Origin of the sequence: Pseudomonas morbosilactucae (genome assembly GCF_023241715.1) — a bacterium.
GTDB lineage: Bacteria > Pseudomonadota > Gammaproteobacteria > Pseudomonadales > Pseudomonadaceae > Aquipseudomonas > Aquipseudomonas morbosilactucae.
Window position 1 is genome coordinate 1 of sequence record NZ_JALQCW010000004.1, and the last position, 23134, is coordinate 23134.

19 protein-coding genes and 2 pseudogenes are annotated in these 23134 nt (G+C 62.0%); 10 read left to right on the forward strand and 11 right to left on the reverse strand.

All coding sequences use genetic code 11. The features are described 5' to 3' along the window. Both M1B34_RS01310 and M1B34_RS01315 read right to left on the reverse strand, forming a co-directional pair. Positions 1–846 (reverse strand): MFS transporter (locus M1B34_RS01310; RefSeq protein ID WP_268264227.1); only part of this gene is annotated, 846 nt, incomplete at its 3' end. A gap of 39 nt (positions 847–885) precedes the next feature. Further along, positions 886–1419 (reverse strand): 2,4'-dihydroxyacetophenone dioxygenase family protein, encoded by a 534-nt coding sequence (locus M1B34_RS01315; RefSeq protein ID WP_123333290.1) that lies wholly within the window; start codon positions 1417–1419, stop codon positions 886–888. A 285-nt stretch (positions 1420–1704) separates the two neighbouring features. Here M1B34_RS01315 and M1B34_RS01320 point away from each other — a divergent pair, with 285 nt between their 5' ends. Further along, entirely contained in the window at positions 1705–2682 is a 978-nt protein-coding gene (locus tag M1B34_RS01320; protein ID WP_268264228.1) for a helix-turn-helix domain-containing protein, read from the forward strand. A 28-nt stretch (positions 2683–2710) separates the two neighbouring features. Here M1B34_RS01320 and M1B34_RS01325 read toward each other — a convergent pair whose 3' ends face one another. Continuing rightward, entirely contained in the window at positions 2711–3292 is a 582-nt protein-coding gene (locus M1B34_RS01325) for a helix-turn-helix domain-containing protein (RefSeq protein WP_123333286.1), read from the reverse strand. Between the two features lie 155 nt (positions 3293–3447). On the opposite strand from M1B34_RS01325, the gene M1B34_RS01330 reads away from it, so the two are divergent. Then, complete coding sequence (locus tag M1B34_RS01330; protein ID WP_268263312.1) at positions 3448–4344, forward strand: DMT family transporter; 897 nt, start codon at positions 3448–3450, stop codon at positions 4342–4344. A gap of 216 nt (positions 4345–4560) precedes the next feature. On the opposite strand, the gene M1B34_RS01335 is transcribed toward M1B34_RS01330, so the two are convergent. Further along, entirely contained in the window at positions 4561–5547 is a 987-nt protein-coding gene (locus M1B34_RS01335) for an aldo/keto reductase (protein WP_268264229.1), read from the reverse strand. Positions 5548–5733: 186 nt separating this feature from the next. Here M1B34_RS01335 and M1B34_RS01340 point away from each other — a divergent pair, with 186 nt between their 5' ends. From M1B34_RS01340 to M1B34_RS01355, 4 genes and pseudogenes are all read left to right on the forward strand, one after another. Continuing rightward, a complete protein-coding gene (locus M1B34_RS01340; RefSeq protein WP_268264230.1) occupies positions 5734–6648 on the forward strand; it encodes a helix-turn-helix domain-containing protein in 915 nt (304 codons plus the stop codon). 258 nt (positions 6649–6906) lie between these two features. Next, positions 6907–7218 (forward strand): antibiotic biosynthesis monooxygenase family protein, encoded by a 312-nt coding sequence (locus tag M1B34_RS01345; protein ID WP_268264231.1) that lies wholly within the window; start codon positions 6907–6909, stop codon positions 7216–7218. A 108-nt stretch (positions 7219–7326) separates the two neighbouring features. Then, positions 7327–10505: pseudogene (locus M1B34_RS01350) on the forward strand (efflux RND transporter permease subunit). Position 10506: 1 nt separating this feature from the next. Further along, complete coding sequence (locus M1B34_RS01355) at positions 10507–11661, forward strand: efflux RND transporter periplasmic adaptor subunit (RefSeq protein ID WP_268264232.1); 1155 nt, start codon at positions 10507–10509, stop codon at positions 11659–11661. A gap of 8 nt (positions 11662–11669) precedes the next feature. On the opposite strand, the gene M1B34_RS01360 is transcribed toward M1B34_RS01355, so the two are convergent. Next, the gene (locus tag M1B34_RS01360; RefSeq protein ID WP_268264233.1) at positions 11670–12563 is read right to left on the reverse strand and encodes a LysR family transcriptional regulator; all 894 of its coding nucleotides are present in this window, start codon (positions 12561–12563) and stop codon (positions 11670–11672) included. A 119-nt stretch (positions 12564–12682) separates the two neighbouring features. On the opposite strand from M1B34_RS01360, the gene M1B34_RS01365 reads away from it, so the two are divergent. After that, positions 12683–13258, forward strand: a complete 576-nt coding sequence (locus M1B34_RS01365) for a (R)-mandelonitrile lyase (RefSeq protein ID WP_425273482.1) — start codon at positions 12683–12685, stop codon at positions 13256–13258. Between the two features lie 99 nt (positions 13259–13357). Here the strand turns inward: M1B34_RS01365 and M1B34_RS01370 are convergent, their stop codons facing one another. The 4 genes from M1B34_RS01370 to M1B34_RS01385 all read right to left on the reverse strand — a co-directional run bounded on the left by M1B34_RS01370 (position 13358) and on the right by M1B34_RS01385 (position 17680). Continuing rightward, positions 13358–14527, reverse strand: coding sequence for an aldo/keto reductase (locus M1B34_RS01370; RefSeq protein WP_279653089.1), 1170 nt, complete (start codon positions 14525–14527; stop codon positions 13358–13360). 36 nt (positions 14528–14563) lie between these two features. Beyond that, positions 14564–15556 (reverse strand): aldo/keto reductase, encoded by a 993-nt coding sequence (locus M1B34_RS01375; protein ID WP_268264234.1) that lies wholly within the window; start codon positions 15554–15556, stop codon positions 14564–14566. Positions 15557–15770: 214 nt separating this feature from the next. After that, positions 15771–16544 carry a carboxymuconolactone decarboxylase family protein gene (locus M1B34_RS01380; RefSeq protein ID WP_268264235.1) on the reverse strand — a complete coding sequence of 258 codons (774 nt, stop codon included), beginning with the start codon at positions 16542–16544 and terminating at the stop codon, positions 15771–15773. Between the two features lie 77 nt (positions 16545–16621). Beyond that, the gene (locus tag M1B34_RS01385) at positions 16622–17680 is read right to left on the reverse strand and encodes an NAD(P)-dependent alcohol dehydrogenase (RefSeq protein ID WP_268264236.1); all 1059 of its coding nucleotides are present in this window, start codon (positions 17678–17680) and stop codon (positions 16622–16624) included. A 247-nt stretch (positions 17681–17927) separates the two neighbouring features. Between M1B34_RS01385 and M1B34_RS01390 the strand changes: the two are divergent. After that, a pseudogene (locus M1B34_RS01390) lies at positions 17928–18937 on the forward strand (aldo/keto reductase). Between the two features lie 44 nt (positions 18938–18981). Here M1B34_RS01390 and M1B34_RS01395 read toward each other — a convergent pair. Then, positions 18982–20232: a Bcr/CflA family multidrug efflux MFS transporter gene (locus M1B34_RS01395; RefSeq protein ID WP_268264237.1), complete on the reverse strand. Its 1251-nt coding sequence runs from the start codon at positions 20230–20232 to the stop codon at positions 18982–18984. Between the two features lie 303 nt (positions 20233–20535). Here M1B34_RS01395 and M1B34_RS01400 point away from each other — a divergent pair, with 303 nt between their 5' ends. Beyond that, on the forward strand, positions 20536–21438 hold the full coding sequence (locus M1B34_RS01400) for a LysR family transcriptional regulator (RefSeq protein WP_268263302.1): 903 nt from the start codon (positions 20536–20538) through the stop codon (positions 21436–21438). Positions 21439–21462: 24 nt separating this feature from the next. Here M1B34_RS01400 and M1B34_RS01405 read toward each other — a convergent pair whose 3' ends face one another. Next, positions 21463–22284 (reverse strand): SDR family oxidoreductase, encoded by an 822-nt coding sequence (locus tag M1B34_RS01405; RefSeq protein WP_268264238.1) that lies wholly within the window; start codon positions 22282–22284, stop codon positions 21463–21465. A gap of 240 nt (positions 22285–22524) precedes the next feature. On the opposite strand from M1B34_RS01405, the gene M1B34_RS01410 reads away from it, so the two are divergent. Next, on the forward strand, positions 22525–23118 hold the full coding sequence (locus M1B34_RS01410) for a flavodoxin (RefSeq protein ID WP_268264239.1): 594 nt from the start codon (positions 22525–22527) through the stop codon (positions 23116–23118). The last annotated feature ends 16 nt before the right edge of the window (positions 23119–23134 follow it).

Below are 23134 nucleotides of genomic sequence, written 5' to 3' on the forward strand. Positions count from 1 at the left end.
GCCGAAGCGGTCGGAGATCGTCGCCACGCCGAAGCCCCACAGCACCCAGGCGCCGCCCAGGCAACTCATCACCGTGCCCATGCTCGCCGGGCTGTAACCGCGGACCTTGACCAGAAAGGTCGGGGTGAAAGAGATCAGGATCACGAACCAGGTGAGGAACACGCAGCTGATCAGGGTGCAGAGCACGATGTTGCGGCTCTTTAGCAGCGCCAGGCGATTCACTGGGGGTTGGCTGCGGTCAGTGGTGGCGGGGGCCAGCGGTGCATCGTTGCGCACATAGCGCCAGATCAGCAGAGCAATCAGCAGCCCGGGGATCAGGGAGACGATAAAGGCGTGGCGCCAACCATAGGCTTCGGCCAGGGCGATCAACACCGGCGGCCCGATCACCGCCCCCAGCAGCCCGGCCGCCGACCCTTGCAGCAAGCCCATGTTCAGGCCTCGGCGATGGGGCGATGAGGCTTCCACCATCAAGGATTGCGAGAGCGGCAGGATCGGCCCTTCGGCCAGGCCCATGATGCCGCGGAACAGCAGCAGGCTGAAAAACCCGGTGACCAGCCCCGACAGCGCCGAGCACAGGGAAAACAGGATCACCGCGATGATCAGCAGCGGCTTGCGTTTGCCGCGCCGGTCCGACCAGGCCCCGACCAGCGCACCGGACACTGCCCAGGCCAGGGCCAGGACCGACGACAGCATGCCCAGGTGGCTGTTGCTCAGTTGCAGCTCGTCAGCCATGAACGGAAACAGGAAGGACAGGGCCAGGCGATCGAAAAAGACGAAGCCGAACGTCAGGAACAGCACGCCCAGCAGGATGTTCTCGTAACCGGCTTTATTGTTGTTGTAAGCCATGGTCGTTCTCCGCGAGAGGGGCAGGTGAAAGTCGCAAACTCAGCGAAACAGGGTGTCGATGTAGGCCGCACCGAGGCCGACCTTTTCGTAGTGCGCGCGGCACAGGGCGATGTAGGAATGCACGTCGAAATAACCCTCCGGCTCGCCTTGCTCGTCGAGCCAGATCAGCGGGCCCTTGACGATGAAAAACGCGCGCATCGGTTGCTCGTGCTCGTAGGCCACCAAGGTGTGGCCTTCGCCCGGGGTCTCGTAGACGAAGTCGCCGGCGGTGGCGGTCCAGTCATGCTCCAGGTAGCCCCACTTGCCGGACAGGGTGTAGGCGAACACTTCGTGGGGGTGGTAATGGCGGTTCACCAGCCCGGCGCTGCTGGCCATCAAGATGTCGCACCAGCGGTTCTCGCTGGGCGAGATCCACAGCGGCCGCGAGGACACGGTGTCGGTGAAGGGCACGTACAGCTTCAGGTCGTCGCTGGCGGCATTGGGCAGGTAGACCTCGGGCTTGGCGTCCGGCTTGAAGCAGTTGGCAATCGGTTGCAGGTCTTTCCAGAATTCACGGCGGGGGGCTTCGGGCATGGTCGGCCTCTTTGTTGTGGGGGGAGTCGAGGCGACTTTAGGCGTGGCGAGGGGGCGGGGTTTTATCGAATCGGACGGGATTGTTGACTGGATCGGACGAGGTTTTTTCTACAGGCGCCTGGCACGATTCTTACCCAGACGAGCGGCCCGGAGCGGCAACGTTTCAAGTTGACAGGGCCTAATATTCATATGTTAATGAATCGCTCCGGCCGCCCTGTGGCGCGGCCTCGGTATCCGGTCAGGGCCTTGCTGGCCGGGAACTTCCAGCCCATGAGAAGAATAAAAATGTCTCCATGCGCCTTGCTCGAAACCCGGCATGCCTGCACCCAAAGCATCGCCCCGGATCAACGGCTGGCCTTCTGGGAGGACTACAACGCCTCCACGCTGGTCGGCCTCAAATGCAGCTCATTTTGTGAAAGCGGTTTTGCTGCCAGCCAGGACAACCTGCAACTGGAGGGCATGCGCCTGGCGCATATCCAGGGCAACGAGCACGTGGTCGAGCGGGACAGCTCGATGATCCGCACGGTGCCCAAGGAGTCGGTGTTCGTGTCCTTTGTCACCGGCAGCGCTTCGTTTTTCTATCAGGATGGCGGCTGCCAGTTGCTCGAGCCCGGCGAGGTGATTGTCTACCGCACCGACAAGCCTTACCTGTTCGGTTTCTCCGGGCCGATGCGCCAGTTCATTTTCGACATTCCCCAGGCGTTGTTCGCCGAGCGCTGCCTCAAGCGTTTCGATCGTCCGTTGAAGATTGGTGGGCAAAGCGGTGTACAGCGTTTGTTGCTGCGCACACTGGGCGAGCGCACCCGTGGGTTTTTCCAGCAGCCGTTGAGCCAGGACGCGGAGTGTTATCAAAACCAGTCGTTCGAGCTGTTGGGCAGCCTGATCGCTGGGCAGGTGGGCGAGCGACGGATCAATGCCTTGAGCGCCTCTTACCTGTTGGCGGCCAAGCAGTGCATCAACGAGCAGTTGGCCGACCCGGACCTGAGCTGCGAGCGGGTGGCCGCGCAAACCGGGATTTCACCCCGGCACCTGAGCCGTCTGTTCGCCCTGGAAGATACCCAGCCCAGCCGCTTTATCCTGGAAAAACGCCTGCAGCAGGCCCATGACCTGCTGAGCAGCCCACGGGGCCTGGGCCTGGATATCGGCGAAATCGCCTACCGCCATGGCTTCACCAGCCAGGCTCACTTTGCCAGGGCGTTCAAGGCCCATTTCCGCCAGACACCCAGCGAAGTAAGGGCGCTGTTGCCGTTGTCGGGTCAGTGATGTCAGGGGAGGGCGGTGCTCGATCCGCTCAGGAATGCTCGATCACCATCACCGCCGTGGTGTCTGCCTCAAGGGCCTCGAACACGTGGGGCACGTTCGCCAGGTAGCTGATGTAGTCGCCCGCGTGCAGCAGCACAGGCCCGCTGGCCGGGCCGATATGGGCGCTGCCGGTGCACAGCACCACGTGCTCCACCGTGCCGGGTGGGTGGGGCTGAGACAGGCGCACTTCGCCGGGCTGCACCTTGAGTCGGTAAATATCGCGCTGGATCCCAACCGGGCAGTCCGCAAGCAGCGTCGCGGCATAACGGGCGGTTTCGGAATAGCGGGTCAGGCCTTCGTTGGCGCGGATCACCCGCAGGGGCTGCTGGGGTTGCTCGAAGAACCGAGTGACCTGCAAGCCCATGGCGGTGGCCAGCGACCACAAGGTTTCGATACTGGGATTACCGATCCCCGACTCCAACTGGGACAAGGTTGATTTCGCCACCCCGGCGCGTTTCGCCAATTCAGTCAACGAAAGCCCGGCTGACAGGCGCTCGTGCTTGATCGACAGGGCCAGCAGGTCAATTCGGCTGGGGTTGTTGCTTGCCTGGTTGTTCGTTATATCGGTCATTTGTTTGTTAAATCATCCGATTCTGGGTTGACGCTCTGATACGGCGTGTTCAGTATAGTGACTAATTGTTCATTATAAAATTCGTGTTGCCCGGTGCCAGCCAACGAAAGAGGGCGGCGGTCAGGGCAATGCCAGCCGCAAGGAAGCCGTACCTGATGCAGCCGCAAACCCGTGGGACAGTGGAAATGATTTCGGCCATGGTGATCTCTGGCACGGTGGGCTGGTTCGTCGTTATGTCGGGCCAGAGCCCGGAGGCGGTGGTGTTCTGGCGCTGCGTGTTTGGCGCCATGGCGATGCTGGTGGCATGCCTGGCACTCGGCGTGCTGCGTCGCTCGTTGATCAGCCCCCGGCAACTCCTGTTGGCCTGCCTGGGCGGGGTCGCGTTGATCCTCAACTGGGTGCTGCTGTTCAGTGCCTACCGCCATTCCACGATTGCCATCGCCACTGTGGTCTACCACGTCCAGCCCTTTATGCTGGTCGGCCTGGGCGTACTGTTTTTCGCCGAGCGCTTGAGCGCGGTCAAGGTGGGTTGGTTGCTGCTGGCTTTCTCCGGCCTGCTGTTGATCGTGTCGGCCAAGGGCAGTGGGCAGGCTAACGGTTCCGATTACTTGTTGGGGGTCGGCCTGGCCTTGGCGTCGGCCTTTTTCTATGCGCTGGCGGCAGCGATAACCAAGCGTCTCAAGGAGCTGCCTGCGCACCTGATCGTGCTGATCCAAATGCTGGTGGGGGTTCTGGTCCTGGCGCCTTTTGTGGACTTCTCGGCGGTCGGGTCCCGCACAGAGGCCTGGACTTACCTGATCATTATCGGCGTGGTGCACACCGGGCTGATGTCGACCCTGCTGTACAGCGCCATCCAGAAAATCCCCACGGCACTGGTAGGGGCGCTGTCGTTCATCTATCCGATCGTTGCCATCCTGGTGGATTGGCTGGCGTTCGCCCACCCACTCGGCGTTCTGCAAATGGTGGGCGCGAGCGCCATCCTGTTGGCGGCGGCCGGCATGAACTTCGGTTGGTCGCTGGGCAGTGCCAAGCGTGTGGAGGTGAATGAGTGAGCTTCCAGAGGGGAGACTTTTAGTGGGCTTAGCGGGCCAGTCGTGGTTACCGCATTCAATAGGCGTCGTAGTGAGCCGCAGCGACCAGCCAATGCCGTAAGCCCCTGGCGGTGCTCTGGAGCCCCCATGCAAAGGGTGCATGGGGCTCTTGCAGATAGCACGTACGAACAGGGCCGTATTGTTGCTCAAGGTGATGGCTGGAGGGGCCGGCAATCCTTACTCGGACATGGACAGCAAGCCTTCATCCAATCGCCCACCCTGAATGTTGATTTTCGACAGTTGTTCGTCGATTTCCCGCAGGTCAACCTGGGTCAGGTGGAGTTGCACAGACTTAATGTTGTCATCGAGGTATTCGACTTTATCCATGCCGGGAATGGGCACGATCCAGGGTTTTTGCGCCAGCAGCCAGGCCAGGGCAATCTGCACCGGCGTGGCGTTTTTCTTCGCGGCCATGGCGCGCAGCATGTCGACCACGGGCATGTTTGCCTGCATCGCCGCTTGCGTGAACCTAGGGAAATTGGCCCGCAGGTCGGTCGTGCTGTCGAAGGTGGTGTTGGCATCGATGGTGCCCGTGAGGAATCCGGTTCCCAGAGGGCCCCAGGGCACAAACCCGATACCGAGTGCCTCGCAGACAGGGATGACGTCTTTCTCGGGCTCTCGTGTCCAGATGGAGTATTGGTTTTGCACGGCCGCGACGGGATGCACCGCATGGGCTCGGCGGATCGTCGAGGCCCCGGCTTCGGACAGCCCGTAATGCCGAACCTTGCCTTCAGCGATCAGGTCTTTCAGCGTCCCGGCGACGTCTTCAATCGGCACATTGGGGTCAACCCGGTGCTGATAGAACAAGTCGATGTAGTCCGTTTTAAGGCTCTTTAGCGAGGCTTCGGCCACGGTGCGGATGGTCTCTGGCCGACTATCGGTGCCTACGGTTACACCGTTTTCAAGCTTGAAGCCGAACTTGGTGGCAACCACCACGTCCTGGCGCCGCTGGACCAGGGCCTCGCCCAGCAGGATTTCATTGGTGTAGGGCCCATAGGCCTGGGCGGTGTCGAAGAAGTTGATGCCTCGTTCGATGGCCGCGTGGATGACTTTGATGCCCTGACTCTGTTCCACAGCGTTCCCGGTGCCGAAGCTCAGGTTCATCACGCCCATGCCCAGAGCAGACACTTCAAGGCCGCTGTTGCCCAACTTGCGCTTGATCATTCTTTCCACCTTTTTAGGTTGCGGTAATATCTGACGGCGCTGATTTTGTGCGGGCAAGGCCTGCTGCTCTACCTCAGGTTTGCGGGGCCTGTTGCGATTTTGCTTTTATCTTGGGTGCCAGGATCTGCACTGCGCGCGCCCAGCACTGCGACGGTATCAACGGCGTGGTCCACCAGGAGAGTTCCCTTGAAGGTCACGTCTGTTCCCGAGATGACGTCGGTAGAGAGCCTCGACTCTTACCCGGCAGGCCAAAAAACCAGAACCACCAGCGGCCCGGCCTGGAGACAGGTGCGGCTGTCCGTTTTTTCCCTTGCCGATGCCGCGGCGACCTTCGAGATGCCGACCGTGGCAGAGCCGCTCATCGTCTGGGTAACCGCCGGTGAAGCGCAAACCCAAGAACGCGATAATGATGGCCCATGGCTGACCAGCCGGATAAAACCGGGCTCGCTGTTTGTGACTGCCGCCGGCGCGCCTTATGAGTTTGGCTGGAGGCGCTTAAGCGAGGTGCCGCTGGAAGTGGTGATGGTGCTACTGGATCTGGCGTTGTTTGAACAGGCGCTTCGGGACATCCATGGTGCCAACGCCGCCTTTGCCATGCTTCAGGATGTGTCTGCCGCTGAAGACTTGGCGCTGGTCCACCTGCTCCAGTGCCTGCGCAGTGAGGCAGAGCGCGACGACGCCAGCGCTCTGTTCACCCAGGGCCTGGCCCAGGCCGTTTGCGTGCACCTGGCCCGTCACTATGTCGAACTCGATCCGGGCTCATGCAAAACGGCGCCGTCGCTTCCGGCCTTCAAACTACGCCGTATCACCCGCTGGATGGCCGAGAACCTGGCGCAGGAGTTCAGCCTGGGAGCCCTGGCAGAGCAAGCGGGCATGAGCGAGTACCACTTCAACAGGCTGTTCAAACGCGCCGTCGGCCTTCCGCCCTCGCAGTATCAAATCAAGCTGAGAATGAGCGAGGCGCGTCGCTTGCTAAGGGAAACCGAAATGACGGTGGTGACCGTGGCGAACGAGGTTGGTTACACCAACCCCAGCCACTTCTCGCGTATTTTCCGCAAAGATACCGGCTTTTCCCCCAGTGACTATCGGCGACAACGTTAAAGGCCATAGCGCCCCGACCAAGCGGGGTCGGGGTAGGGGGGCTGTCCCTTATAAGGCGTGCCGATCTGCCTGGGGGCGCCGTTGGCAATGATTTCAAATTGTATCGTTCCTTCGGACGCTCGGCGCCCATGCCACTGGCTACGTGGCTTTGCGCCTATTCATGAGCAGCGCTCATATGCGTATGTTGACTGAGTGCCGTAGTCGCCTTGTCGGGCCATCGCTAGATTCGCGCTAAGCCAATTTCAGCAGGATCCGCCGATGGCGATCGAATGCGTCAACACCATTGAAATACGTCTCTTCGAGGCCCTTGATTCGACGTTTACGGAGAGCATCGAGGCATGCACCGGAAGGCTTCAAGAGGCGCCTGGATGCCTCGATTACACCCTGAGCCGAAGCACGCGAGAGGCCGGTCTTTGGTGGCTGACCGGCTACTGGGACAGCGAAGCTCGAATGACCGAATCCTTTGAGAGCGTGCCGATGGCGCAGTTGCTCAACTGCCTGATCGAAGCGGGCGCACGCCTGAGTTTTGGCAGCTTTGTTGCCCTGACGGCCACCGCTCAAGGCAATTGACCCCCTCACCCCCGCCTTCATGCACATCGACGTTGCCTTGGGGCACGCCCAGTCGAAGCGCTGAAGCGAATTCAACTTTTGTCGATCAAGTGACCGGAGCCATCAGTGCTGATACGGACCGTGATGCTGGCCTTGCGCCGCCCCTATACTTTTGTCGTGATGGCATTGCTCGTCTTGATCGTCGGCCCCTTAACGGCCTCGCGCACACCGACTGACATTTTTCCGGACATTCGAATCCCGGTGATTGCCGTGGCCTGGCAGTACACCGGGCTGCCACCGGACCAGATGGCGGGGCGCATCTCCACGGTTTTCCAGCGCTTGCTCACCGCGTCGGTCAATGACATCGAGCACATCGAGTCCAACACTTATCCGGGCGTGGGGGTGGTCAAGATCTTCTTCCAGCCCGGCGTCGACATTGCGGTGGCCAACGCGCAGATCACCGCGGCCTCGCAAGTCGCGTTGCGGCAGATGCCGGCGGGTATCCAGCCGCCGGTGATCCTCAATTACAACGCCGCCACGGTGCCGATCCTGCAACTGGCGCTGTCGGGGGAGGGTTTGTCGGAACAGCAGCTCTTCGACCTGGGCATGAACACCGTGCGCACGCCCCTGATTACCGTGCCCGGCGTGGTGATGCCCCTGCCTTACGGTGGCAAGCAGCGCCAGGTGCAGATCGACGTCAACCCAGAGGCGCTGCAGGCCCGGGGGCTCTCGGCCCAGGATGTTTCCGCAGCCCTGGCGGCGCACAATATCCTGGTGCCGATTGGCACCCAAAAGCTCGGCGAGCTGGAGTACACCTTGCAGCTCAATGGGGCGCCTTCAGCGATCGACGAACTGGGACTGATCCCGGTCAAAGTGGTAAACGGCAGCACGGTCTATCTCCGTGACGTCGCCGATGTGCATGACGGCAATGCGCCGCAAACCAACATTGTCCACGTTGACGGCAGCCGTTCGGTTTTGATGTCGGTGCTCAAGAACGGGTCCGCCTCGACGTTGGCCATTGTCGACGGCATTCGGGCGCAGATCGAAGCCCTCAAGCCGGGTTGGCCCGAAGCGCTGAAGGTGCAGCCGATCAACGACCAATCACTGTTCGTCCGGGCGGCGATCAAGGGTGTGGTGCTGGAGGGCGCGATTGCGGCTGCGCTGACCAGCGTGATGATCCTGCTGTTCCTCGGCAGTTTGCGGTCGACCGTGATCATTGCGGTGTCGATTCCGCTGGCGATCCTGGGCTCGTTGATCATCCTCGCGGCCTTGGGTGAAACCCTCAACCTCATGACCCTGGGAGGCCTGGCATTGGCCATCGGCATCCTGGTGGACGATGCCACGGTGACCATCGAGAACGTTAATTGGCACCTGGAGCAGGGCAAGGACGTCGAGACTGCGATCGTGGATGGCGCCCGCCAGATCGTCACCCCGGCGTTCGTGTCGTTGCTGTGCATCTGTATTGCGTTCGTTCCGATGTTCTTTCTCGAAGGTGTTTCACGCTATCTGTTCGTGCCCATGGCCGAAGCGGTGATCTTTGCCATGATCTGTTCCTTCATCTTGTCGAGGACGCTGGTACCGACCCTGGCCAAGTACCTGCTGCAGCCGCACTCCCTGCACAGCGCGCCGCAAGCGACCTCACGCAACCCGTTGGTGCGCCTGCAGAAGGGCTTCGAGCTCCGTTTCGAGCGCTTGCGCCAGCGCTATCAGCAGGTGCTCGAAGGCGCATTGCGCCGGCGCAAAGTCTTCCTTGCGGGTTTTATGGCGGTGGTGATGCTGTCGTTCGGGCTGGTGCCCTTTATTGGCAGTAACTTTTTCCCCACGGTGGATTCTGGACAGGTGCTGATGCATGTGCGGGTGCCGGTGGGCACTCGCGTGGAAGAGACCGCCTCGCGCTTTGCGCAGATAGAGGAGGCAATACGCAGCATCATTCCTGCCGAGGAGATCACCACCCTGGTCGACAACATCGGCCTGCCACCCAGCAACATCAACCTGACCTACAACAACACTGGGGTTATGGGGTCCCAGGATGGCGACTTTCAAATCGCCCTGCGCGCCGGCCACCAGCCCACCGCCGACTACGTAAAGAAGCTGCGTGAGTTGTTGCCTGAGCGCTTCCCGGACAGCACCTTTTCCTTTCCTCCGGCGGACATCGTCAGCCAGATTCTCAACTTCGGTGCCCCGGCGCCCATTGATATCCAGGTGCGCGGCAACAACGTCGAAGCCAACTTCGCCTACGCACAGCAGTTGCTCAAGCGCCTGCGCACGGTGCCGGGCCTGGCCGATGCACGAATCCTGCAATCGAACAGGGCGCCGGTGTTCAATGTTGACCTCGACCGCACCCAGGCCCAGTTGCTCAATTTAACCACCCGCGATGTCACCAATAGCCTGGTCGTCAACCTTGCGGGCAGCAGCCAGGTGGCCCCCACTTACTGGCTCAACCCCGCCAATGGCGTGAGCTATCCGATCGTGCTGCAGACGCCGCAGTCAAAGCTGGACTCCTTGTCGGCGCTGGCCAACCTGCCGGTCGGCAACGGCAGCAGCGTGAACGTGACGACGCTCGGCGCGGTGGCGGACTTTGAACGCACCACCGGCAGCGGCATGGTCAGCCAATACAACGTCCAGCCGATGGTGCAGGTCCATGCGGCCACCCAAGACCGTGACCTGGGCGCCGTGGCTAAAGATATCCGCCAGATCATCGGGCAAATGGCCGATGAGTTGCCGCGTGGCAGCACGGTCCACCTGATGGGCCAGGTGCAAACCATGGAGCGGGCGTTTTCTGGCCTGCTGTACGGCCTGCTCGGCGCCGTGGTGCTGATCTACCTGTTGATCGTGGTCAACTTTCAATCCTGGGTCGACCGGCGGTGATCGTTTCCGGCCTGTCCGCTGCCCTTGCGGGAATCGTCTGGATGCTCTTCGCCACCGGCACCACGTTATCGGTGCCAGCGTTGACCGGGGCGATCATGTGCATGGGCGTGGCCACTGCCAACAGTGTGCTGGTGATCAGTTTTGCCCGTGAGCGCCTGCAGGCACTGGGTGATGCCAGCGCCGCCGCGCTCGAGGCCGGCATCGCGCGCCTGCGGCCAGTGCTGATGACCGCATTGGCAATGATCCTCGGCATGCTGCCCATGGCCTTGGGCATGGGCGAGGGGGGCGAGCAGAACGCCCCTCTGGGCCGCGCCGTGATCGGCGGCCTGCTGTTCGCCACTGTCGCGACCCTGTTGTTTGTCCCGGTGCTTTTCAGCCTGGCGCACCGCAATGATTTCCGTACTGAACCCAAGCAGCACCTTGTTCCTGGAGCCCTCTGATATGCCTGTGAAAGCCTTCAGCGCGAATGGTCGCGTCCTGTTTATTCTCGGGGCCCTGGCGACGGCGGGTGTGATCATCGTCGCTGGCACCCTGAGCCGACACTCGCAAGCGGACCAGTTGGAGCAGATCGCCCAGCGCAAACGCGTCGCTACGGTCGCGCTGGTCCAGCCCAGCCTGGTGACGCCTGCGTCCCTGCAACTGCCCGGGCGTATCGAAGCCTGGTCGCGGGCGCCGTTGTACGCACGGGTCAGCGGTTACCTGAAACGCTGGGACCAGGACATCGGGGCGCCGGTCAAGGCGGGACAGCTGTTGGCCGAGATCGATGCCCCGGACCTGGACCAGCAACTGCGCCAGGCCCGTGCAGAGTTGGCCACCTCCCGCAGTGAAACGGCGCTGGCCGGCACCACGGCCAAACGCTGGGAGCAGTTGCGTGAAAGTGAAGCCGTGTCGCTCCAGGAAGTCGAGGAGCGGCGCGGTGATCTCGCCACCAAGCGCTCTCGGGTGAACGAGGCTCAAGCCAATGTGGATCGGCTGCAGGCGCTGCAGGGCTACACCCGCATCGTGGCGCCGTTTGACGGCGTAGTGACGGCCCGTAATACCGACGTCGGCGCCTTGATCAATGTCGGCATGACCGCCGGAAGCGAGTTGTTCGTGGTCTCTGATGTGAGTCGCCTGCGGGTGTATGTCAGCGTTCCCCAGCGCCAACTGGCCTGGGTAAAAACCGGCAGTCGCGCCAGGCTCAGCGTGCCCGAGCACCCGGGAAAAACCTTCGATGCCACCGTGCAATCCTTGTCTCAAGCGGTGGATGTGGGTTCGGGCGCCATGCGCGTGCAACTCAGCGTGGAAAACCATGGGGGAGAGCTGTTGCCCGGATCCTTTGCCACCGTGCAGTTCGAGGGCACGCTGGCCCCCAGCACTCTGAGCCTTCCCCCCAGCGCGCTGATCGTTGGCAAGCAGGGGGTGCAGGTGGCGACGGTCGATGGTGATGGGAGGGTGCAGCTCAAGCAGGTCACGGTGACCCGCGACCACGGTACCTACCTCGAACTCGCCGATGGCGTCGGCCCGTCCGATGAGGTCATTGCCAATCCGCCGGATGGATTGAGTTCGGGGGATCAGGTGCGCGTCGCCCAGGCCGAGACTGCTGTGGCGCAGTAGACCTTGCCCTAGCCTCGGTAACGTAACGCTTCCAGCAACAGGGCGAAGGCAGGGGAGGCCTGGCGCCTGTTGGGGTAATAAAGGTGGAAGCCGGGGAAGCAAGGGCTCCAGTCTTCCAGCACTTGGATCAGGCGCCCGTCTGCAAGGTGCGGCGCGACGATGTCGGAAGGCAGGTAACTCAGGCCAAAACCGTCCAGGGCCGCGTCCAGCAAATGATAAATACCGTTGTAGATGATTTGCCCCGAGACACGGACGTTCAGGCTCTCGTTGTCTTTTTTGAACTCCCAGGCGTACAGGCCCCCGTTGGTGGGCAGGCGCAGGTTGTTGCATTGGTGCTGGACCAGATCACGGGGTGTTTGCGGTGGCGTACGGTCGGCGAAGTAAGCGGGCGAACCGACCACCGACATGCTGATGTCCGGACCGATTCGCGTGGCAATCATGCCTTCGGCGACGTCCTCGCCAAGTCGCACCCCGGCATCGAAGCCTTGTGCTGCGATATCGACAAAGCTGTAGTCGCAGCACACCTCCACTGAGATATCCGGGTATTCCGGGAGGAATTTTTTCAGCACCGGGCGCAGTACCAGGTCCAGCGAGAAGTCCATGGCATTGATGCGGATCTTGCCGGTGGGGGTGTCTCGCAGGTCACTGAGCAGTGTCAATTCGTGTTCGATTTCCTCGAACCGCGGGCCGACCTTTTGCAGCAGCCGTTCGCCGGCTTCGGTGAGCGAGACGCTGCGTGTGGTGCGGGTCAGCAGGCGCAGCCCCAAGCGTGCCTCCAACCCGCGAACGGTGTGGCTCAGGGCCGATTGCGATACGCCCAGCTTGGCCGCCGCCTTGGTGAAACTGCGCTCTCGGGCGACGGCGAGAAAGGCAAGCAGGTCGTTGGCGTTTTCCCTAAGCATTGATGAGCCCGGTTCATGAGGTTATTGGGATTCTACTGGCTAATCACAGGTACCCGTAAAGGCTACATTCAACCGCTGGGTCCCCCGTTCGCGCCCCCCCCCCCACTCGAGGACATCCCATGCCGGCTGTTGACGTACCCGCGCTCAGCGCACACCGCCGCCAATACTCACGCGTGCTGCAAGTGCTCGGCGCGGCGCTGGTGCTGGTGGTGTTCAGTGCTCGTGGCGAAGTGCACCCACGGGTGACGGTTTCTCCGGCCGGCTCCCAGCCGTCCACCCCAGGCCCGGCGCAATACTTCTCCGGCAAGGTGCGCGTTGACGGTCGCTTCCAGGGCAGCCATGGCGCTCGCGTCAGCGGCGGTACAGTCACTTTCGAACCGGGTGCGCGCAGCGCCTGGCACACCCATCCCCTGGGTCAGACGCTAATAGTGACGGCCGGTGTCGGCCTGGTGCAGCAGGACGGCCAGGCCGCCCATCTGATTCGTCCGGGCGACACGGTGTGGATACCGCCCGGGGTCAAACACTGGCATGGCGCAACCCCCAGCGATGGCATGAGCCATGTCGCAATCGCCGAGTTGCTTGAAGGCAACGCGGTTCAATGGCTAGAGCAGGTGTCCGACGCAGACTATGCCAAGGCCTTTTGCTGCTCAGCACGCTCCGGCACCGTAGCGGCGCCCGTTAAAGGTGAAACCTGATGACTTGAGGGGCGATGCCGGGCCGCCCCTCAAGCGTTGTGATGACGCCGGAGCTCCTCTTTCAAGGGCCGGGCAGACCTCAGCGCACGCTCTTCACAGTCAAGGTTTGCTGGGCGCTTCAACGCCGGAGTAGGCCAGCACCGTATCCGGCAAGCGGGCGCCCTGGACCTTGATCCCTGCGACGGCGCTATTCAGTTCGCTGAGTTCTTGCGGTGTCAGTTGAACCGACGCGGCCCCAATGTTCTCCAGCAGGTGAGGCATCTGCGTGGTGCCGGGAATGGGCACGATCCAGGGTTTTTGCGCCATCAGCCAGGCCAGGGCAATCTGGGCCGGCGTCGCTTGTTTGCGGCTGGTCCAGGCCTTCAGCAAGGCAACGAGTTGCAAATTGGCGGGCAGGTTTTCCTCGGCGAAGCGGCTTTCCAGCTTCCTGATATCGCCGTCTGCAAAGCGCGTTTTAGCATCGATGGCTCCCGTGAGGAACCCGACGCCCAAAGGGCTCCAAGGTACGAAGCCGATGCCCAGTTCTTCGCAGGTGGACAGCACGCCATCTTCCGGCCCCCGCCAGAGCATCGAGTATTCGCTTTGTACGGCCGTCACCGGGCTGGCCGCATGGGCGCGACGAAGGGTGCCCAGCCCCATTTCACTGAGGCCCCAATGCAGCACCTTGCCCTGGGCGATCAATTCGTCGATGGCCCCGGCCACGTCTTCAATGGGCACCTGGGGATCGACGCGATGCTGGTAGAGCAGATCGATACGGTCCGTGCGCAGACGTTTCAGCATGGCCTCCACCACTTGCTGGATGTGCTCCGGGCGGCTATTGAGGCCGGGGCTGCGCACTCCTGTTTCGGGATCAATGTTCCACCCGAACTTGGTGGCGATCACCACCTTGTCACGAAACGGCGCGACGCCCTCGCCAAGGATTCGCTCGACCTCAAGCGGGCCATAGGCTTCAGCGGCGTCGAAAAAGGTGACGCCCTGGTCGAATGCCCGATGGATGATCGCGAGCATCTCGGGGCGGCTGGGAAGGGTGGTCTGGTAGGTGCGGCTCATGTTCTGCACGCCAAGGCCCAGGGATGAAACCTCCAGTGCGCCCAAGCGGCGGCGACCCACAACCTGGGCTGCGTGCGGGGCTGCGTTGGGTGCTGGAATACTGGGAGCTGCGCTCGCCCCAAAGGTTGCTGCACTGGCCAACAAGGGAACCGCCGCCACGCTGGCGGCGGCAGCGAGCAAGCCGCGACGGCTGATGTCATACGGGGTGTGTTGTGTCATGGCTGATCGTCCATTGGTTGAGCCGAAGGGCCAGGCTTACTGCCCGACCATTTTCATCGCTGCTGCTGGCAATCGATCGCCCTGGACCTGGATGTTCGAGACCTCGGAGTCGATTTCAACCAGGTCGGCTTGAGTCAATTCAAGCTCGACGGCCGCCAGGTTTTCTTCCAGGCGATGCTGTTTGGTGGTGCCCGGAATCGGAACAATCCAGGGCTTCTGGGCCAGCAACCAGGCAAGGGCGATTTGCGCCAGCGTTGCGCCCTTGCGGTCGGCGATGCGTTTGATCGCCACCACCAAGGCAGCATTGGCCTTGCGGGCTTCGGAGCTGAAACGGGGGACAGCGTTGCGGAAATCCGTTGAGTCGAAGGTGGTGTTCTCGTCGATCTTCCCGGTCAGGAAGCCTGCGCCTAGTGGGCTGAAAGGCATAAAGCCAATCTTCAGTTCTTCGAGCACCGGCAACAGTTCCTGCTCCGGGGTTCGCCAGAACAGTGAATATTCGCTCTGAACGGCGGCGACGGGTTGCACAGCGTGGGCGCGGCGGATAGTTTGGATACCGGCTTCAGACAGCCCAAAGTGCCCGACTTTGCCTTCGGCAATCAGTTGTTGCACGGTGCCGGCAACGTCCTCGATCGGTACGGCGGGGTCGACACGGTGCTGATAAAGGAGGTCAATGCGCTCGGTGCGCAGGCGTTTCAAGGAGGCCTCCACTACCGCCTTGATATGTGGCGGACGGCTGTTGGTACCACCACGCCGTTCGCCGCTTTCCAGGTCGATGTCAAAGCCGAATTTGGTGGCGATGATCACCTTGTCCCTGATGGGCGCCAAGGCGCGGCCCAGCAAGGTTTCATTGACGAATGGGCCATAGGCTTCTGCCGTATCGAACAGCGTAACGCCTTGCTCATGCGCGGTACGGATCAGCTTGATCATCTCTTCGACGTCGGCCGCCGGGCCGTAGGCCGCGCTCATGCCCATGCAACCCAGGCCCAGGGCGGAAACCTCGAGTCCATTGCTTAGTGTTCGGGTCTGCATCTGTTCGCTCCAATCCAGTGGGAAAAGTCGACAAGGCTGGGTGGCTGAGCCCTCTGCCTGGGTCGTTCAATGTGATTGGCAAGCAATTTATCCAGTCGCAACCGTTCCAACTAGCCGAGTAAATCGGGACGGGCTTATGAGGCACATTCATCAGTGAGCGACTGACAGTCAGGGTGCGCTCTCGCGGGGCAAGAGCCCGGTGAACTGCTGAGCCTTAGCCGCGTGACGCGAAGACTTCCTTGAGCACGGGTACGGCGGACATCGCCTTTGGCCAGCCCACATAGAAGGCCAGATGGGTGACCACTTCGGCCGCCTGGGCCTGGCTGAGGCCGTTATCCATGGCTCGGTTGAGGTGGAAGGGCAGTTGTGCCGCCTGGCCCTGGGCGATCAGGGACGCGACGGTGACCAGGCTGCGGTCGCGGGCGCTGAGGTCGCTGTGACGCCACAGTTCACCGAACAACACTTCATTGGTGTAGCGCGCCAGCACCGGTGCAACCCCGCCGACCCCGGCCTCGACGGCGGCTCGGCGTTTGCCTTCACTGTCTGGGTCGAGGGCCAAGGGCTCACCGACGGGTGGTGCTATCTGGTCGGCAGGGATGTTTCGCTCATTGAAGACTTGCTTGGCGACCCCCGCCGCCGACATTGCGTTCGGCCACCCGGAGTAAAACGCCAGGTGGGTGATCAGCGCGCTGATTTCACTGGGTTTGAGGCCATTGTCGAGCCCCAGCTTGATGTGCCCAGTGAGTTGCGGGGCCTGGCCGCTGGCGACCAGGGCCGACAAGGTGATCAGGCTGCGATCCCGTGGTAGCAGCTCTGCGCGCTTCCACACTTCGCCGAACAGCAGGTCGGTGGTGTATCGGTACAGCTGTGGGGTGACTTCCAGCACGTCGGGTGACGGTTTGGGATCCGGGCGCGGCTGAGCCTGGTCGGCGTCCACGGCCGCGGAGAAGAGCAGGGTGGCAAAGGTTGTAGCGGTGAGCAGTTTCATCGAGCGTTCCTGATGGCCAAGTCGAAGTGCTCGCAGGCCTGGAGCTCGACCCGCGAACCTGGTGCGGTGGTGAGTGGTCAGGCTGGTTCCGGGGCGGGCAACGAGCCCATGTCGATGACAAAGCGATAGCGCACGTCGGCGCGCTCCATCCGCTCAAAGGCTTCATTGATCTGGTCCATGCGGATCATTTCGCACTCCGGCAGGATGTTCTTCTCGGCGCACAGGTCGAGCATCTCCTGGGTTTCCCGAATGCCGCCGATGGGCGAGCCTGCAATGCGCCGTCGACCGAGAATCATCGGCACGGTGTTCTGTTCTTCCATGGGCCCGACCTGGCCAACCATCACCAGGGTGGCGTCGACATCGAGCAGCGACACATAGCCATCGAGTTGGTGCTTGACCGGCACCGTATCGATAATCAGGTCGAAACTTGAGGCCGCAGCAGCCATGGCCGCGTTGTCACTGGACGGCAGCAGGCGTGTTGCACCCAGGGCCAGCGCGTCGCCTTCCTTGTCCCGCGTGCGGCTGATCACCGTCACCTCGGCCCCCATGCCCACTGCCAGCTTGACCGCCATATGGCCCAGGCCGCCGAGGCCGATCACACCGACGCGGCTGCCGGGAACGACGTTCCAGGTGCGCAATGGGGAATAGGTGGTGATGCCCGCACACAGCAGCGGGGCGACTTTGGCCAAGTCCAGGCTTGCGGGGACGCGCAGGATAAATTCTTCACGGACCACCAGGTGCTTGGAGTATCCGCCGAAGGTGTTTTCGCCCGTTACACGGTCCTTGCCGTTGTAGGTATTGGTATTGCCTTCGCGGCACAGTTGCTCTTCGCCTTTGCGGCATTGGTCGCAGGTCATGCAGGCATCCACCATGCAGCCGACGGCCACCGCGTCACCGACCTGGTAGTGGCTGACGTCGCTGCCGATGGCCGTCACGCGGCCGACAATCTCGTGTCCGGGCATGGCAGGGTAGACCGTCCAGCCCCAGTCGTTGCGCGCCGTATGCAGATCGGAGTGGCACACACCGCAGTAGAGCACTTCCATGGCGACGTCATTGGGGCGCAGCTCGCGGCGATTGAAGCGCAGGGGCGTGAGAGGGCTTTGCGGGGTTTGCGCGGCGTAACCGATGGTCTTCATTGCATACCTCGAACAATTGAAACGAATGAACAGACCTCTCCATGGTAGGCAACGCTGATCCATTGATTAAGAGGCATAACCTGCATGGCGTCATGAGCCTGGCTCATCAATCCCGCCCCTGGCACTGTCCCTCGACATCGGCTATTCATGAGCCGGGCTCATGTCCGTATCCCTCTTTTGCACCTTAATCATCAATCCCCGTTGGTCTAGGATCAGCTCACCTGTTCAACGCCTTTGAGGGTGAATGATGAATTACCGTTATCTGGGCCGCAGCGCCTTGAAAGTCTCGCCTTTGTGCCTGGGCGCCATGATGTTCGGCGGCGAGACCGACGAAGCCACGGCCAAGCGCATCATCGACAAGGCGGGGGCCGCTGGCATCAACTTCATCGACACCGCCGATGCCTACCACGCAGGGCGCTCCGAAGCCGTGGTGGGTCGCGCCATCGCGGCTCAGCGGGACCATTGGGTCGTGGCGACCAAGTTCGGTTATCCGTCGTCGGCCGATGCGGCCCGAATCAACAGGGGCAGTCGCGCAAATGGATCATGCAGAATGTCGAAGCCAGCCTGAAACGCCTGGGCACCGACTACATCGACATCCTGTATTTCCACCGCCTCTTGAACGATGCGCCGATGGAAGAGGGCTTGCGCGCCATCGACGACCTGATTCGTCAGGGGAAGATCCGCTATTACGGGGTGTCGAATTTCCACGGCTGGAAAATCGCCGAGATGGTGCGTATCGCCGATTCGTTGGCCATCCAGCGGCCGACCGTCAGCCAGCCGCTGTACAACATCGTCAACCGCATTGCCGAAGTCGAGCAACTGCCGGTGGCCGGCCATTACGGCATCGGGGTGGTTCCTTACAGCCCACTGGCCCGGGGTGTTCTCAGCGGTAAATACGCCGTGGACGCGCCACCCCCGGCGGACACCCGGGCAGGGCGCGGCGACAAGCGCATCCAGCAGACGGAGTGGCGCCCCGAGTCGTTGAAGATCGCGCAGACCATCGCCCAACATGCGACCGATCGCGGCACCACGTCCGTGGCCTTTGCCATCGCCTGGGTATTGAAGAATCAGTTGGTCAGCGCGGCGATCGCAGGCCCGCGCACCGAGGCCCATTGGGACAGCTACCTGCAGGCCCTGGGCCTGGAGTTGGGGCCGGATGACGAAGCACTGGTGGACAGCCTGGTGGTGCCGGGCCATGCATCCACCCACGGGTTCACCGATCCGGGCTACCCGGTGGAAGGGCGCAACGTGATCTGAGACGTTTGAGCCAGGGGCAGTCGTCGCCAGGCGACTGCCCCCTCCTAGGGCTCTGCAGGCTGGGTGTTGCTGGCCTCTGCCGGGCTCGATTTAACCAGCCAGAACGCGCACAGCAGGCTTGCCACTCCAAACACGGCAATGACCATTGCCATGGGTTTTGGACTACCGTCTGCGAGCACCCCCACCAGGCCTGAACCCAGGATTCCGGTGCCATATTGCAAGGCGCCCACCAATGCCGATACCGCACCGGCGACATGTGGAAAGCTGTTCAGCGCCCCGACGATCGAGTTGGCTACGATCAAGCCCGCCGCCGAGACGAACACGAACAAGGGCAGGACCAATCCCGCAAGCCCTCCAAACTCGCTCCACGCATCCATGGCCAGGCAGATACCGGACAGTGCCGCCAATAGTGCGCCCAGGCGCATGAGCCGATCGCTGCCGACCCGGCGAACCAGCCTGGCGTTGATCTGGTTGGCCAACATGATGCCGACGATGCCCACGCCGAATAACACACCGTAGGTTTGCGGGGAGACGTGGTAATAGTCGATATAGGCAAAGGGGGTTCCGGCGATGTAGGCATACATGCCGCCGTAGAGAAAACCACCGGCAGAGGCGTAGCCCAGCACTCGGCGATCTTTGAGCAATTGCCCGTAGCGGCGAAAGGCGCCGCTGAGTGGGGCGTAATTGCGGCGCTCGGCAGGCAGTGTCTCGGGGAGGCTGTAGAGGGCGACAACCGTCGCCATGCCAAACGCCGCCAGGGCCCAGAAAATCAATGGCCAGGAACCGAACTTGAGCATGAGCCCACCCAGGCTTGGGCCGAGCAACGGAGCAATCGCCATCACGGTCATCAGGGTAGACAGCATCTGCGCCGCCCGGTGGCCTTCATACACATCCCGGATCATCGCCCGAGCCAGTACCACGCTGGCGCAGGCCCCAGCAGCCTGCACCGCACGCCAACCGATCATCATCGGCGCGGTGCTCGACAGTGCGCAGCCGGCGGACCCGGCGATAAAGAGCAGTAACCCCAGGGCGATCGGTAGGCGCCTGCCGTATCGATCACTGATGGGGCCCCATACCAACTGCCCCAGGCTGAAGCCGATCAGGTAGCTGGAAATCGTCAGCTCCAGCTGGCCCGCGTCGGCATGCAGCGACGTCGCCATGGCGGGCATGGCAGGGAGGTAGAGGTCGGTTGAAATGGACGCAAAGGCCATCAGGGCACTGAGGATCGACAGAAACCAGAGGCTCTGCTTTTCCGATGGTGGTGCTCCGTCTAGGGGGCGATCTGTGGGGGGCATGGTCAGTGGGGCTCTCTCAATCAGGGGCATGAAACACGAGGGCCGGCGCCCATGAACGGGGCCGGCGAGTAGCGAAGGGTTGCAGCGAGCGGTTAACGTTCCGAGGCGTTGACGCCGGTTTTGAGGGGCTGCGGCCGGTTGTCCAGGCTGTCACCCGACCGCTCAATAGCGCGGTTGTCCCGATGAGGTTTCCGCATGTTTCCGCTCCTTCGCAAGGATAGGGTTGATAGGTAAACTTTAAATTCCTGTGCAAAATTCAACAATTAGCCCATCACTTCATGGGGACTTGAGGAGGATTCACTAATGATCCGTGCCGGGCTTCCGGAATTAACCGCTTTTGTCGCCATCGCTGAACAACGCAGCTTTAGCGGCGCGGCAAGGATGCTGGGTGTTTCGGCCTCGGCGCTGAGCCATTCCATGCGCGGGCTTGAGTCTCGCCTTGAACTGCGGCTGTTCAATCGAACCACCCGGTCGGTCGCCTTGACCGAAGCCGGTGAGCAACTGTTCTTGCGCGTGCAGCCGTTGCTGGGTGAACTCGAATGTGCGGTCAACGACGTCACCTCAGAGCGCAACACCCCCTCGGGGCTGATACGCCTGAGTGCGTCCGAATCCTCTTTCAAACTGTTGATCCGCCATGTCATGCCGCAGTTTCTCAAGGACAATCCGCAGATCCATATCGAGTGTGTGGCGGATAGCCGCTTGGTCGATATTGTTGGCGATGGGTTCGATGCGGGCATTCGGCTGTTTGACGATGTGCCGCGGGACATGATCGCGGTGCGCTTCGGCCCGGATGTTCGGTTCGCCGCCGTGGCTTCGCCCGAGTACCTCAGCCGGCACCCCGCGCCTGTGGCACCCCATGACCTCAAGGCCCATCGATGCATCCGCTTTCGCTTTGCCAGCGGTACGCTGTTTCGCTGGGACCTCGATCACCAGGGCCGGTCCGCCAGCATCGACGTCGACGGGCCCATGACCATGGACAACATCAACCTGATGACCGAGGCCGCGTTGGCGGGCATTGGCATCGCCTGGGTGCCCGAGCTTCAGGTCGAGGAACATCTGCGTGCCGGGCGCCTGGTCCATCTGCTGCCTGAGTGGGGTCCTTACTATGCCGGCGCCTGCCTCTACTACCCAGCCAACCGCCACCCGCCGATGGCTTTGCGCATGTTCGCGGAGGCGGTGCGGGAGTGGGCGCGCCAGCAAGCGTGAAAGCGCCTCTGCCAGCGTTTGAGGCTATTGGTCGCTGCCGTACCAGTATTGCGCGGTTACACCGCCGTCCATCAGGAAGTCGCTGCCGGTAATGAAGGTCCCTTCAGGGCCCATCAGCAGCGCAGCAACCGCGGCCACTTCATCGGGCGTACCGCCGCGCTGGGCGGCGGACGATTCAATCATGCGGCGGTAGCCATCCCCACGCGGGCCATTGAGTTCATCCCGAGCCAGGGGGGTGAAGATGATGCCGGGGCTGATGGTGTTGACCCGGGCACCGCGCTTGCCCCAGCGAACGGCTTGCGCCGCGACCCGCAGTGAGTTGCCACGTTTGGATATCTGATAGGCATTCAAAGGGTCGGTGACCACTTCCGGTTGCAGCATCGGCAAAGCCAGCAGCGCTTCCACCGGCGTCAGCGCCAAGGCCTGGTTCTGCTCAGCGCTGAGTGCCGGCAAGCGATGACCGGACTGCGAGGCGATGACAATGGCTGAACCCCCTTTGGCGATCACCTCGCCAAACAGCTCCAGCACCAGGGCGGTGCCATACAGGTCGACCCGAAGAATGGTGGCAGGTGCTGCCTGAGAGGGAGAGACCCCGGCGGCATGGATCACCCCGCTAATGTCGCCAAGACTGGCCGCCTTGGCCACCAATGCCTGGACTGACGCACGGGACGAGACATCCACCGTGGACGTCGTGACAGCAAAACCCGCATCGCTCATCACCTTCGCGGCGGCGTCTGCCGTTTCCTGGTGCAGATCGGCGAGCAAGACATGTTTGCCAGCGCTGACGCGTCGAGCGATGGCTTGGCCAATCGAGCCAGCACCGATAACTACAGTGACATCGGTCATCTTCATTTTCCTGGAGGGTGGGGACTCCACTTTAGGGTCAGAAGAACCTGATGATTAGTCTTTCAAGCATGCGTGGCCTTGTGAGTGCAATTCAGTAGTTGAGCGGGGCAAACCGGTGAATTGCTGAATCACCCTCATGAGGTCATACAGCCTTGCCCTGATTGTTGCCGCATGCACCAGCGTCTAGCCTGGCTAGACGCTAATTGACGCCTAGGTGGCCGTCATTCATGAGGAAACACGATGCCTTCACACGACCCCCACCGTCGCAAAGTGGTCGCAGCGATCGCCAGCCTGCCGCTTATTGCCTCTGGCGCGAACCCCGATGGGAACACCTCCGCCCCGTCGAGTGCCAAGGTCCTGGTCGCTTACTTTTCCAGGTCGGGTAATACCAGGGTCGTCGCCGGCCTGATCCAACGCTCACAGCACGCCGACCTGTTTGAGATCCGCCCCGCAAACGCCTATCCCGAGGACTACCTTGAAACGGTCGAGCAGGCACGGCGTGAAACCGCCACGGGCTTCAAACCTGAACTGGAGACAATCGTCTCGAATATGGGGCAGTACGACGTGCTGTTCCTGGGTTTTCCCATCTGGGGGCAAACTGCACCTCCCGTGATCAAGGCATTCCTTTCGGCCCATGAGCTGTCCGGAAAGACTGTCGTGCCCTTAATCACTCATGGGGGATATGGACTGGGTGACAGCCTGGACGTCCTCGCCCGCCACGCGCCCGGCGCTCGGTGGGTAGAAGGGTTTGTGATGGAAGGGGAGCAGGAACGGAGAACCATGGAGAAGGTGAAGGACTGGTTAGCCAATCCTGAGCGATTCACCCTTGGGTAAAGGGGCGACGCTCTGC

Excerpts from the sequence above, each read along its gene's own strand:
- M1B34_RS01315 (WP_123333290.1), bottom strand. The coding sequence starts at position 1,419 with ATGCCCGAAGCCCCCCGCCGTGAATTCTGGAAAGACCTGCAACCGATT.
- M1B34_RS01320 (WP_268264228.1), top strand. The coding sequence starts at position 1,705 with ATGTCTCCATGCGCCTTGCTCGAAACCCGGCATGCCTGCACCCAAAGC.
- M1B34_RS01325 (WP_123333286.1), bottom strand. The coding sequence starts at position 3,292 with ATGACCGATATAACGAACAACCAGGCAAGCAACAACCCCAGCCGAATT.
- M1B34_RS01330 (WP_268263312.1), top strand. The coding sequence starts at position 3,448 with ATGCAGCCGCAAACCCGTGGGACAGTGGAAATGATTTCGGCCATGGTG.
- M1B34_RS01335 (WP_268264229.1), bottom strand. The coding sequence starts at position 5,547 with ATGATCAAGCGCAAGTTGGGCAACAGCGGCCTTGAAGTGTCTGCTCTG.
- M1B34_RS01345 (WP_268264231.1), top strand. The coding sequence starts at position 6,907 with ATGGCGATCGAATGCGTCAACACCATTGAAATACGTCTCTTCGAGGCC.
- M1B34_RS01355 (WP_268264232.1), top strand. The coding sequence starts at position 10,507 with ATGCCTGTGAAAGCCTTCAGCGCGAATGGTCGCGTCCTGTTTATTCTC.
- M1B34_RS01360 (WP_268264233.1), bottom strand. The coding sequence starts at position 12,563 with ATGCTTAGGGAAAACGCCAACGACCTGCTTGCCTTTCTCGCCGTCGCC.
- M1B34_RS01365 (WP_425273482.1), top strand. The coding sequence starts at position 12,683 with ATGCCGGCTGTTGACGTACCCGCGCTCAGCGCACACCGCCGCCAATAC.
- M1B34_RS01370 (WP_279653089.1), bottom strand. The coding sequence starts at position 14,527 with ATGACACAACACACCCCGTATGACATCAGCCGTCGCGGCTTGCTCGCT.
- M1B34_RS01375 (WP_268264234.1), bottom strand. The coding sequence starts at position 15,556 with ATGCAGACCCGAACACTAAGCAATGGACTCGAGGTTTCCGCCCTGGGC.
- M1B34_RS01380 (WP_268264235.1), bottom strand. The coding sequence starts at position 16,544 with ATGAAACTGCTCACCGCTACAACCTTTGCCACCCTGCTCTTCTCCGCG.
- M1B34_RS01385 (WP_268264236.1), bottom strand. The coding sequence starts at position 17,680 with ATGAAGACCATCGGTTACGCCGCGCAAACCCCGCAAAGCCCTCTCACG.
- M1B34_RS01395 (WP_268264237.1), bottom strand. The coding sequence starts at position 20,232 with ATGCCCCCCACAGATCGCCCCCTAGACGGAGCACCACCATCGGAAAAG.
- M1B34_RS01400 (WP_268263302.1), top strand. The coding sequence starts at position 20,536 with ATGATCCGTGCCGGGCTTCCGGAATTAACCGCTTTTGTCGCCATCGCT.
- M1B34_RS01405 (WP_268264238.1), bottom strand. The coding sequence starts at position 22,284 with ATGACCGATGTCACTGTAGTTATCGGTGCTGGCTCGATTGGCCAAGCC.
- M1B34_RS01410 (WP_268264239.1), top strand. The coding sequence starts at position 22,525 with ATGCCTTCACACGACCCCCACCGTCGCAAAGTGGTCGCAGCGATCGCC.